Genomic DNA, 12,221 nt, shown 5'->3' on the forward strand with positions numbered 1-12,221 from the left:
ATCCCAGGGCAGGGTGGGGCAATAAAATTTTTATAAAGTTTTCCAAATTTACATTTCATTCTTTCTCGGGCGGGCTGTTATCCCCCCGCCACAATGACGCGCACCTGTCCGCCCCGGCCGGGGTCCCGGTCGTACCAGGCGGTAAAGGTATCCGTAAAGGCCTTGGCCTGGGACAGGGTGACCCAGGTCTCCGTAACGGCGTTGTACACCTTCACATCGGCGGCGATGGGAATGCCCGCCACAGCGTCGCTGCCGTCAAAGTCCGCCCGGGTCAGGCCCTCCAGGGCGGTCAGCTCCACCAGCGCCGCCACTCTGCCCTCGCCGGTGCCCACCACGCCGCCCACGGCGCCGTCGTCAAAGGCCAGGCCGGTGATATAGGTGGAATTGGCCTCCCCATTGTCCACGGTGACGGTGGTGTTGGTGTACTGCATGGTTCCGCTGCCGCCGGTCTGCTCCCCCTTCTCCAGGAAGCCGTAGGTGTAGCAATTGCCCGTCACGTCCTCCAGCACCAGCAGGTTCACCTGCCCGGCGCTGTCGGTGCCCGCGTAGGCGATGGAAGAGGCGGGCACGGTGTCCGTCAGAATGTCGCTCAGGGCCACCTCCACCGCCCCGCTTCCCTTCACCTGGTCATAGACGGTCACGTCGGGGGACAGCTCCAGCTCCCCCAAAGTGCCCGCCGCCGCGTCCAGATCACCGGGGATGTCAGAGCTGCCCAGGGCGGAGACCGACAGCTTGCCCCTGGCCGGGCTGAACACCCGCACCAGGCGGCCATTCAGAGCGGAGGCGCTGCCCGAGGACAGCGCGCCGGACACGGTGACGCCGCTGCTCAGGGCCACAGAGATCGTATCGCCGGCGCCGGCGGTCAGAATGCCCGCCATGAGGGGGGCGCCGGAGGAGGCCGCCTCCGCGGCAATTACCTCCCCGTCGCCGCTGAGGGTGACGGAGATTTTGTCCCCGATGGAGAAGTCCCGCAGGCTGTCCAGCCCCTCCTCCGCCACAGGCAGCTGGGCCCCCAGCACCGTAATGGTGTCAGGGGCCGCAGTATTGGGGCTGGCGTCTTCATACCATCCGGTGAGCACCGTCCCGGCGGCAGTCTCCCGCTCTCTGACCCACAGGGCCTCGACACTGCCGGCGGCGCTGTAGCAGAGGACCACTGTGTCCCCCGCGCGCAGGTCGTACCAGCTGTCGCTCCAGGTCAGGGTCTCCCCCTTCAGCAGGACGGAGGCGCTGTTGGGCACGGAGAAGGCATTCCCGTCCCCGTCCGTAAGGCCGGAGCCGTCGGCAGAGGCCAGGGTGACGGTACGGGTGGCGGTGCCGTCGGGGATAAAGCCCGCCGCCCTGCCGGATTCATCCAGCAGCAGGACGCCCCGGGCGCCGATGAGCGTCTCGGAGGGGGCGTTGACATAGGCGTAGTGCTGCACGCCGCCGGAGGCCGTCCAGACCTCCACGGTGTGGGCGGTGCCGTCGTCGGCGGTCACGTCCACGCCTGTCAGAAGGGCGGAGGACACGGTCCGGGCCGCCAGGCCCTCATAGAAGGGCGCGCCCTGGGCGGTGTCCATGGTGAGGAGGGTGTACAGCAGCACGGCCGCCTCCCCCCGGGTCAGCAGGTGGTCCCCGTCGGAGGAGATGCCCTCCAGCAGGCCCAGCTCCTCCGCCCGAGCCAGGTAGTCCTCCGGCCAGAAGGGGCCGATGTCGGCATCGGTGTACCCCAGCAGACGGAGGGCGATGGTGGCCGCCTGGGCCACCGTGACGCCGTCGTCCGGGCCGAAGGCGCCGTTGCCGTACCCCGCCACCAGGCCCTCGGAGTAGGCCAGGTTCACATAGGGCGCGTCCCAGCGGCTGGCGGGCACGTCGGAGAACAGGGTCTTGTAGGCCGAGGAGGCCACGCTGTCCCCGTGGCCCCCGGCCAGGACAATCAGCTTGCAGAACTGGGACCGGGTCAGCCCGCTGTCCGGGTAGTAGGCGCCGGTGCCGTCGCCGGACACAATGCCAAGCCCGGAGAGGACCTCCACCGCCCGGGCCGTCTCCGGGTCGGTCACGTCGGTAAAGGCCGCCGGGGCGGAGGGCGCCAGCCCGGCGCACAGAAGCGCGGCCAGCACAGCCGCCAGAAATCGTTTCTTCATGGTAATGTGCTCCTTTCTCATGCTCCGCCTCACTCCGCCCGCAGGGCGTCCACAGGCTGGAGGTTGGAGGCCTTGGCGGCCGGATAGATGCCGAACACAATGCCGATGACCACCGAGAAGCCCGCCGCCCCCACGGTGATAAGGGCGTTGGGGAGCGGGATGAAATCGTACATCAGCTTGCCCAGCACCGCCGAGAGCACAAAGCCCAGGCCGATGCCGATAAGGCCCCCCAGACCGCTGAGAATGGCGGCCTCCACCAGGAACTGGGTGACAATCTCCCGACGGGGGGCGCCGATGGACTTTTTGATGCCAATCTCCCGGGTGCGCTCGGTGACGGTGACCAGCATGATGTTCATGATGCCGATGCCGCCCACCAGCAGGGCGATGCCCGCGATGCCCCCCAGCACCACGCTCATGGAGGCGGTCTCCTCATTGCTCTCGGTCATGGCGGCGTTGCCGTCGGTGAGGGTGTAGGTCCCCACGCTGGAGGAGATGTTCTCGCTGAGGTAGCTATCCAGTCGGTCCATGACCGTGTCCACCTGGTCGGAGGTGTCCACCTTGACGGTATAGCTGGTGATATAGTCGCTGGTCAGGAGGGAGCGGGTCAGGGAACTGGGCACCACCAGCATGTTGTCCATGGAGTCCTCCTCCCCGCCGTCCTTCTGGTAGTAGGTGCCCACCACCAGGAAGGGATCTCCGCCCAGGTAGACAGTCTGCCCGATGGGGTCGGCGTACTCAAAGAGGGTGTCCGCCACATAGGCCCCCAGGACGCAGACCCGGCTGCGGTTGTCAATGTCGTAGCTGAGGATGTCCCGGCCCATGTCCAGGACAAAGTTGTTGCAGGCGGCGAACTGGTCGCTGCCGAAGTAGACCGTCACCCCTTCGGCGGTACTGCTGCCGTGCTTGGCGGTCTTGCTGGTGCTCAGGCTGGGGGACACGCCGGTGACCATGTCGGAGAGCGCCCCGTTGCCGTACTCATAGAGCAGGGCGCCCACGTCCTCCGCCCGGGTGGCGTCATACCAGGTGATGTCCACCGTCACCTTGTTGACGCCCAGCTTCTCGTAGTAGGCGGTGATGTCGGCGTTGTACCCGCTCACCAGCGCCACCAGCACCAGCACGGCGGTGATGCCGATGATGATGCCCAGCATGGTGAGAAAGGAGCGGCCCTTTTTCTCCCGGATGGAGTCCAGAGCCATGATCACTGCGTTCATCGGGCGGCCACCCGCCCTCCCCGAAAGGGCACCGCCTCAGGAATCAGCACCCCGTCCCGCAGGCTGTCGTGGACGATCTTCCCGTCCATGACCCGGACGGTACGGTCGGCCTGGGCCGCAATGGCGTTGTCATGGGTGATGAGGATGACGGTGGTGCCCTGCTCCCGGTTGAGTTCCCGCATAAGGACGAGCACCTGGGCGCCTGTTTTGGAGTCCAGGGCTCCCGTGGGCTCGTCGGCCATGAGGATGGGGGAACGGGTGGCCATGGCCCGGGCAATGGCCACCCGCTGCTGCTGTCCTCCGGAGAGCTGGCCGGGCTTGGCGTTGGCCTTGTCGGCAATTTCCACCCGCTCCAGGGCCTCCATGGCCCGCTTCCGCCGCTCCTCCGCCCGGACATGCTGGTAGGTAAGGGGCAGGGCCACGTTCTGCCACACGCTGAGGGCGGGGATGAGGTTGTACCCCTGAAAGACAAAGCCGATGCGCCGGGACCGGATGGCGGAGAGCTCCCGCTCCCGCCGCTCCCGGATGGGAATGCCGTCCAGATAGTACTCCCCCCGGGTGGGCACGTCCAGGCAGCCCAGAATGTTCATCATGGTGGACTTGCCCGAGCCGGAGGTTCCGATGACGGCCACGAATTCCCCCTGGTCAATCTCCAGGGTGACGCCGTCCAGGGCGTTGACCTGGTTGTCCCTGCCCTCGTTGTAGATTTTATAGACGTTGTCCAGTCGAATCAGACTCATGGTATCTCCTTTCCGGCCATCATCCTCTGGGCCCTCCGCCCATGCCGCCATTCATTCCGCCGCCGGAGAAATCGGGCATCTGGCCGCCGCCGAAGTCGGGCATCTGGCCGCCGCCGGGGAAGCCCTCCTGCTCCTCGCCGTCCGTGCCCTGGCTGGTGGTGCCGCCGCCGGAGGGGGCCGCGTTCTGGTAGCGGGTAAAGACCTCAGTGTCCGCCTCCACGCCGGAGACAATCCGGGCGTACTGGCTGTTGGTGGCCCCCACCTCGACGGGCACGGCGTAGAACCCGTCGGGTACCACGCCCTCCTCCAGGTCCACCGCGTTGTCCGGCCGGGTATCCGCCCTGACAAAGACGCAGGTGCCCTCGTCGGCGCTCTTCAGCGCCGAGAGGGGGACCAGGACGCCCTCCTCGTCGTCGCCGGTGGAGATGTAGTAGGAGACATTGACGCCCGCTGACAGTTCCCCGGCGGAGTCAATCTCAATGGTGATGGGGAAATAGGCCACGCCGCTGGAGTTGGTGGCCTCGTAGCTGATCTCCGTCACCGTGCCCTGGTAGGTCTTTTCCCCGGAGGAGGCCACGATGGTCACATCCATGCCCATCTCAATCTTGTCAATGTCCAGCTCGTCGATGTTGGCAGTGATGGTCATGGTATCCATGTTGTAGATGGTCACCGCGGTGGTTCCCTCCATGCGCGGGCTCTCCCCCGCCCGGACGCCCACGGAGATCACCTTGCCGGAGATCTCCGCCGTCACGCTATAGTCGGACCGGGACTCCTCCGCCTCTGTAATCTTCTCCTGGGCGGAGACAATTTTCTCCTCAGTCTGGGCGATGCGATCGTCCACGTCCGCCAGCTGCTCCTCATAGCTGCTGCCGTCAATGGTGAAGAGTGTCTGTCCGGCGGATACCGTCTGATAGGGGACCGCGTCGGCATAGGTGATCTCGCCGGCCACCTGGGCCTGAATGGTCTCCTGGCCGCCGTACTCCAGACTGCCCTCCACGGCGGGGTAGAGCTTCTCGCCGCTGTCGGCCACCAGGTAGCCCGCGCCGGTCATGCCCTCGGTGAGAGCCCCCGGATTGTCCACCGTCACCGTGACGGCAAAGCAGCGGGTTCCCTCCGTGGTGAGCCGCTCCACCATCTGGATGTCGGTCACCGTGCCCTCCAGATTCAGCATCAGGGACGCCACCGACACCCCGGCGCTCATGCCCACGTAGACCTGGTCGGCATAGGCGTAGCTGAAATACTGGGTAAGGGTCATTTTGCTGTCGTCCACCAGGACGGCCAGCGTTCCGCCGTTCTGGGCGCTGCCGCCCTCCTCCCCGTCCACCTCGATAAGGCGGCCGGCAAAGGGCGCGGTGACGGTCAGGGCGGACAGGCTCTCCTGGAGCTCTGCGCGCTGGTCATAGTAGCCGTCCAGCTCCTCCTCCAGCTCGGCGAGCTCGTCCTGATAGCTCTCAATCTCCTCGTCCAGCTCGGCGTCATCCTGGACGTAGAGCAAATCCCCCGCCTCCACGGTGTCCCCCGCCGAGACGTACACCTCCAAAATCTCCGCCGCAGAGGCGGCTATTACGCTGACGCTGTCGTTTGGCATGGTGGTGGCGGTGCCCTCAATGGCGGTGGACAGGGTGCCGTAGGTGGTGGTCTCGGTGAGCGCCACCTGCTCCTCCTCAGTAAAGAAGAGGGCCCGGGCCCCCACCGCCGCGGCGGCCACAACCCCCACGACCACAATCAGGGCCACAATCCGCCGGACGGGAATCCGGCCTTTTTTCCGGGGCGTTTCCACGCTGTCCCCGCCGCCCTCGGCGGCGGGCCGGTGTTTCAGAAGCTGCACATTCCATTCCTCCCCGCAGCAATTTTTTGACAGAGGCAAGTATACTGTAAAAAGCTGAAATTGCTCTGAAAGTTCCGATACGGAAATATGAACACTCTGTAAATGTTTTATTGAAACCTGGATTTTTCCTTCGTCTCTGATATAATTTCAGGTAAACTAAAGGTTCCCGCCTTACAATATGCCCGGATAAAGCGTCCGCCGGAGCCTGCGGCAGACCTCCGGCGGGAGAAAGGTGTGACCCATATGCGGATTTTAATTGTAGAGGACGAGGTGCGCCTGGCCGAGGCGCTCTCCCAGATCATGGCCGAGCAGCGCTATCAGACCGACGTGGTATACACCGGCTCCGACGCTCTGGACTACGCCCTCACCAGCCAGTACGACGTCATTGTACTGGACGTGATGCTCCCCGGCCTGAGCGGCTTTGATGTGGTGCGGCGGCTCCGCGCCGCCCACAACTCCACCCCCGTGCTCATGCTCACCGCCAAGGATGAGACGGCCGACAAGGTCACCGGGCTGGACTGCGGCGCGGATGACTACATGACCAAGCCCTTTGACCCGGAGGAGCTGATGGCCCGTATCCGGGCCCTCACCCGCCGCCAGGGCGAGGTACTGGGCGAGTCCATGTCGGTGGCCGACCTGACCCTGACCTTGTCCACCCGGTGCCTGAGCCGGGGGGCGAAATCGGTGCGGCTGGGCTTCAAGGAGTTTGAGGTGATGAAGCTGCTGCTGGCCAACGCCAGCGCCGTGGTGCCAAAGGACGACATCATCACCCGCGTGTGGGGCCTGGAGTCCGACGCGGAGGACAACAACGTGGAGGTCTATGTGTCCTTCCTGCGCAAGAAGCTGGCCTTCCTGGACTCCGTGGTCCAGATCCGGACCATGAGGAAGGTTGGGTACTTCCTGGAGTACCCGGCCGCATGACAGGTACTGAATCGGAGCGGCTGCTCTTCTCCGACGGGGGCGTGATGGGATCTTGATCCGCAAGCTGAGACTCAAATTCATCCTCACCAACATGGCGCTGGTCAGCCTGGTGCTGATTGTGGTGTTCGCCGTGCTGATGGTCTCCACCTCCCAGCGCCTGGCCGGGCAGAGCATGGCCGCCATGCGCATGTCCCTGGAGTGGAGCGACGGCCGGGAACCGCCCCGCTTCGAGTTTTCTCCCCCCGGCGACATCATCCCGGAAAGGTGGGACGACCGGGGCAGGGACTCCGTCCGCCAGGTCATGATGATCCCCGTCTTCTGTGTCTCCCTGACGGAGGATGGTCAGGTGGACGCCGTCTACTCCCAGGAGAGCGTGTCCGTGTCCGACGAGGTGCTGGAGGAGGCCGTCTCCCAGGCTCTGGCCTCCGGCGCCCGCGAGGGGGTGCTGAACAGGCTGGGGCTGCGCTACCTGGTGGAGACCAGCCCGGAGGGCGAAACCCGCATCGCCTTTGCCGACCGGAGCTGGGAGCGGCAGAATCTCCAGGGCCTGCTGCTCACCTCCCTGCTGGTGGGCGTGGGGGCGCTGCTGGGTTTCTTCCTCATCAGCCTGTTCCTCTCCAGGCTGGCCACCCGGCCGGTAGCCAAGGCCTGGGAGCAGCAGCGCCAGTTTGTGGCCGACGCCTCCCACGAGCTGAAGACCCCCCTCACCGTGATTCTGGCCAACTCCGGCATCCTCCTCTCCCACAGGGAGGATACCGTGGCCGCCCAGGCCAAGTGGGTTGAGTACATCCAGGAGGAGGCCCGGCGGATGAAGGGCCTGGTGGAGGACATGCTCTTCCTGGCCAAGAGCGACGCCGCGCGGCTGTCCGCCACCCGGCTGCCGGTGGACATGAGCGAGCTGACCGAGGGCTGCCTGCTGCCCTTTGAGTCGGTGGCCTTTGAGGCGGGCGTCACGCTGGGGAGCGACATCCGCCCCGGGCTGTGCGTCAGCGGCGATGAGGGCCAGCTGCGGCGCCTGGTATACATTCTGCTGGACAACGCCTGCAAGTATGCCGGCGCGGGCGGCGCCGTGTCGGTCACCCTCGGCCGCACCGCCGACCGCCTGCGGCTCACCGTGCGCAACACCGGGCCGGCCATCCCGCCGGAACATCTGGAGCACCTCTTTGAGCGCTTCTACCGCTCCGACAGCGCCCGTACCCGGGAGGCCGGGGGCTACGGGCTGGGCCTTGCCATCGCCAAGGCCATCGTCCAGTCCCACCGGGGACAGATATCCGTGGCCAGCAGTGAGGCGGAGGGCACGGTTTTCACCGTTCTGCTCCCCCAGGGCAAGCGCCAGTTGTCTTTTTGGGGGTAACGTTTCTCCTTGCAGCAAAACAGCGTTCCGATCCGGCCAAGCCGGGTTCGGAACGCTGTTCAGCCTGTCGGAAAGCCCTTCCGACAGGCTGCCGTACTTTTTCAAGCCTTTCAAAAGCTTGAAAAAGTGGTTTGATTCCACGCGAAAGACAACCCTGACGGTTTTCTTTCACACTATCTTTCCCTCCGAAACTTCGAGTCCCATAGTTTATCGGCAGACTCAAAAACAGCGTTCCGATCCGGCCAAGCCGGGTTCGGAACGCTGTTTTCTTCTCTTCTCGGTTCTCAGTGCCTTTCATGCCGGCGCTGCTGCTCTCTCCTTCGCGGCGTGCCGTTCTCCGGTCGCAAAAGAAGAGTTCGCGTCCGGATCTATGATATATTTCAACACATTTTCCCATTAAAATCAGCCGCCGGATTTGACGTCCCCCAGCCTGCGCAAATCCTCCATTCTTCCGGCAATCATTTTGGGGAAGGACAGCAGGAACAGCACGGCGGTCACAGCGGCGCAGAGCACGTCGCACACCGGCTCGGCATAGAAGGCCGCGTCGGCGGACAGCAGGGCGGGAAAGAGCACCGTCCCGGCCAGGAAGGTGGCCTTGCGGAACAGGGAGCAGAACAGGGCCAGGCGCAGGTGGCCCATGGCGGTGACCTCGTCCACCAGGGTGTATTGCACCGCCAGGGGGATAATGCCGAAGGTGTACACCTTAATATACCCCACCGTCCGGGCCATCAGGGCGGCGTCCGCCGTGAAGAGGCGGACAAACAGAGGCGAGAGGGTGTAGGTAAAGACGGTCATCAGGGCGGTAAAGGCCAGGCACAGGGCGCAGATATAGCGGATGGCTCTCTTAATCCGGTCAGGCTGTCCGGCGCCGTAGTTGAAGCTGACCACGCTCTGGCAGCCGCCGGTGATGCCGCCCATGGGCATGGTGATGATGCACATGTAGCTCTGGACGATGGTGGCGCAGGTGACCAGAATGTCCCCCTCCCCCGGCCCGCCGTACCGCTGGAGCACGGCGTTGAGGACAATGAGGAGCACGCTGTCCGTGGCGATGATCAGGAAGGGCGTCAGGCCGAAGCTGGCGATGCGCCCGATGATCCTCCACTGGAAGCCGCCCCACCCCAGCCGCACCGGCATGGACTTCCGCCGCAGGAAGAAGAGCACCAGGCCGCAGGAGCACATCTGGGAGATGACGGTGGCGATGGCCGCCCCCGCCACATCCAGTCCCAGCAGGTAGATAAAAACCGGGTCCAGGATGATATTCATCACCGCGCCCACCAGAACGGTGAGCATGCCCAGCCCGGAGCGGCCCTGGCAGATGAGGAAGCTGTTCATGCCCGTGGCCATGAGGGCGAAGAAGGTCCCGGCGGTATAGATGGTCAGGTAGGTGTTGGCGTAGGGAAAGGTGGCCTCGCTGGCGCCGAAGCACATGAGCAGCGGCTCCCGCAGCAGCAGAAACAGGGCGGTGAGCGCCCCTGAGAGCACCGTCAGCATCAGGAAGCCGTTGTTGAGCACCCGCTGGGCCTCCTCCCGGTTCCCCTCCCCCATGCGCATGGCCAGGTTGGGGGCGCCGCCCAGGCCAACCAGGGTGGCGAAGGAGGACAGCAGGGTTACAATAGGCCCGCACACCCCCACGCCCGCCAGGGCCACGGTGCCTATTTCAGGAATATTGCCGATGTACATCCGATCCACGATGCTGTACAGTACGCTGACCAGCTGGGCCAGCATGGTGGGGATGGCCAGGCGAAGGATCAGGGGACCAATGGGGTCCTTCCCCAAATCGTTCTTGTGTCGCACGCTATCTCTCTCCTTTATATCGCTCATGCAAACTCATTCCGGCCCATTATAGCCGATCTGTTCCCCGCCGTAAAGGGGCTTGCGCCCTATTATTCCCCCACTGCTCCGCCGCATTTTTCTTCCCGGCACTCCTCTGCTGATTTTTCTCATTTTTTAGCACTCTATTTTATTGAGTGCTAATGTTTACAATTTAGACATAATTTATTGTATATTTGTTCACAGTCCGGCAGTATACTAAGCTCAGAAAAAGAGATAGAGAGGTTGAATAAATCAGAGTTCAGCCCTCTGAAAGGGGATTTGCAACATGCGTGATCGCCGTGATTAGCAGAGTGATTGTTAGACTGCCAGAGTCCCGTGGTTCACAAAAACAGAATTTTAAATCCAAATCCAAAGGAGAGATTTCTATGTTTGGCATGCTTCCTTTTGAGCGCAGCAACGACAACCTGTTCGATACATTTGATAACTTCGCCCGCGATTTCTTCCGCAGCAGCAACGCCTCTCTGCCCGCCTTCCGCACCGACATCCGTGAGGTCAACGACAAGTACGTGCTGGAGGCCGAGCTGCCCGGCTTCAACAAGGAGGACATCTCCCTGGACGTGAAGGACGGCATCCTCACCATCACCGCCGAGCACAAGGAGAGCAGCGACCAGAAGGACGAGAAGGGCAACTACCTGCGCCGTGAGCGCCGCTATGGTTCCTTCTCCCGTTCCTTTGACATCACCGGCATCGACGAGGCCGGCATCACCGCCGCCTACAACAACGGGGTGCTGGAGCTGAACCTGCCCAAGGCCCAGCCCACGGTCCCCGAGGCCCGGAGAATCGCCATCGAGTAACGGTAAGCCGCGGGAGCCGGTCAGCCTTGGCTGACCGGCTCCCTTTCTTCTCCCCGCCCCTTCCATTTGGGACAGACGCCATCAGGCTGCGGATATCTCTGATGCGGTGAGTGACAGTGTCCGTACCATAGAGGTGAGAACTGTCCTCCGCCCCCCAGCACATAGTGCTGCCGGTAGTGCGCGCAGGTCCCGCAGCATTGCTTTTCTACAATATACTTCCTGGTTGTCCTCATATTCAACATCTCCGTCCCGCTGAATCTTCATTTTTTCGCATTATACTGCAATGTTAAAAAAAGTGTGGATTTTACTATCAAATGATAGTAGGATTACTTTAAGCGGTGTTTTATCCCACCCGCCGCCTATTTCATCAAACCTTATCCCTGAGAGGATGTGACTTATTATATGAACGCCAACAAATATACCCAGAAATCCCTGGAGGCCATCCAGGAGGCCCAGGCCGTGGCCACCGAGTACGGCAACCAGCAGATTGAGCAGGCCCACCTGCTGCTGGCCCTGCTGGAGACCGAAAACGGCCTGATTCCCCAGCTGCTGACCAAGATGGGCCTGACCGTCCCCTCCTTTGCCGCCGCCGTGAAGAACGAGGTTCAGAAGCTGCCCCGGGTGTCCGGCTCCGGCCGGGAGCAGGGCAAGATCTACGTGGCCCAGGATGTGGACAAGGTCCTCAACACCGCCGAGTCGGTGGCGGAGTCCATGAAGGACGAGTTTATCTCGGTGGAGCACCTGCTGCTGGCCCTGGTGGAGTGCGCCAACAGCACCCTGAAGCACCTCTTCCAGACCTACCGCATCACCCGGGAGGGCATTCTTCAGGCCCTCTCCTCCATCCGGGGCAACCAGCGGGTCACCAGCGACAACCCGGAGGAGACCTACGACGCGCTGAAGAAGTACGGCTCCGACCTGGTGGAGCGGGCCCGGCAGAACAAGCTGGACCCGGTCATCGGCCGTGACGACGAGATCCGCAACGTCATCCGCATCCTCAGCCGCAAGACCAAGAACAACCCCGTCCTCATCGGCGAGCCCGGCGTGGGCAAAACCGCCATCGCCGAGGGGCTGGCCCAGCGTATCGTCAAGGGCGACGTGCCCGGCAGCCTGAAGGACAAGACCATCTTCGCCCTGGATATGGGCGCCCTGATCGCCGGCGCCAAGTACCGGGGCGAGTTTGAGGAGCGGCTGAAGGCCGTCCTCAACGAGGTGAAGAAGAGCGAGGGCAAAATCCTCCTCTTCATCGACGAGCTGCACACCATCGTGGGCGCCGGCAAGACCGAGGGCGCCATGGACGCGGGCAACCTGCTCAAGCCCCTGCTGGCCCGGGGCGAGCTCCACTGCATCGGCGCCACCACCCTCAACGAGTACCGCCAGTATATCGAGAAGGACGCCGCCCTGGAGCGGCGGTTCCAGC

At 63.6% G+C, this 12,221-nt stretch carries 9 protein-coding genes; 4 read left to right on the forward strand and 5 right to left on the reverse strand.

Going from position 1 to position 12,221, the window contains the following annotated elements:
• Nucleotides 1–77 precede the first annotated feature (77 nt).
• Genes QZY67_RS04155 through QZY67_RS04170 form a run of 4 tightly spaced genes read right to left on the reverse strand, consistent with a single transcriptional unit; the run spans nucleotide 78 to nucleotide 5,902 of the window.
• Complete coding sequence (locus QZY67_RS04155; RefSeq protein WP_295368693.1) at nucleotides 78–2,123, reverse strand: S-layer homology domain-containing protein; 2,046 nt, start codon at nucleotides 2,121–2,123, stop codon at nucleotides 78–80.
• 29 nt (nucleotides 2,124–2,152) lie between these two features.
• A complete protein-coding gene (locus QZY67_RS04160; protein WP_295368694.1) occupies nucleotides 2,153–3,334 on the reverse strand; it encodes an ABC transporter permease in 1,182 nt (393 codons plus the stop codon).
• Complete coding sequence (locus QZY67_RS04165; RefSeq protein ID WP_295368695.1) at nucleotides 3,331–4,074, reverse strand: ABC transporter ATP-binding protein; 744 nt, start codon at nucleotides 4,072–4,074, stop codon at nucleotides 3,331–3,333. Before QZY67_RS04165 ends, QZY67_RS04160 begins: the two co-directional genes overlap by 4 nt.
• Before the next feature lie 19 nt (nucleotides 4,075–4,093).
• Nucleotides 4,094–5,902 (reverse strand): HlyD family efflux transporter periplasmic adaptor subunit, encoded by a 1,809-nt coding sequence (locus QZY67_RS04170; RefSeq protein WP_295368696.1) that lies wholly within the window; start codon nucleotides 5,900–5,902, stop codon nucleotides 4,094–4,096.
• Between the two features lie 243 nt (nucleotides 5,903–6,145).
• Here QZY67_RS04170 and QZY67_RS04175 point away from each other — a divergent pair, with 243 nt between their 5' ends.
• A complete protein-coding gene (locus QZY67_RS04175; RefSeq protein ID WP_295368697.1) occupies nucleotides 6,146–6,823 on the forward strand; it encodes a response regulator transcription factor in 678 nt (225 codons plus the stop codon).
• A 52-nt stretch (nucleotides 6,824–6,875) separates the two neighbouring features.
• Nucleotides 6,876–8,177: a HAMP domain-containing sensor histidine kinase gene (locus QZY67_RS04180; RefSeq protein WP_295368698.1), complete on the forward strand. Its 1,302-nt coding sequence runs from the start codon at nucleotides 6,876–6,878 to the stop codon at nucleotides 8,175–8,177.
• A 402-nt stretch (nucleotides 8,178–8,579) separates the two neighbouring features.
• On the opposite strand, the gene QZY67_RS04185 is transcribed toward QZY67_RS04180, so the two are convergent.
• Nucleotides 8,580–9,971, reverse strand: a complete 1,392-nt coding sequence (locus QZY67_RS04185; protein ID WP_295368699.1) for an MATE family efflux transporter — start codon at nucleotides 9,969–9,971, stop codon at nucleotides 8,580–8,582.
• A gap of 404 nt (nucleotides 9,972–10,375) precedes the next feature.
• Between QZY67_RS04185 and QZY67_RS04190 the strand changes: the two genes are divergently transcribed.
• Complete coding sequence (locus tag QZY67_RS04190; protein WP_295368700.1) at nucleotides 10,376–10,804, forward strand: Hsp20/alpha crystallin family protein; 429 nt, start codon at nucleotides 10,376–10,378, stop codon at nucleotides 10,802–10,804.
• A 402-nt stretch (nucleotides 10,805–11,206) separates the two neighbouring features.
• The coding region (locus QZY67_RS04195; protein WP_295368701.1) for a Clp protease N-terminal domain-containing protein at nucleotides 11,207–12,221 on the forward strand (1,015 nt) is incomplete at its 3' end.

Source organism: uncultured Pseudoflavonifractor sp. (assembly GCA_904419835.1).
GTDB lineage: Bacteria > Bacillota > Clostridia > Oscillospirales > Oscillospiraceae > Pseudoflavonifractor.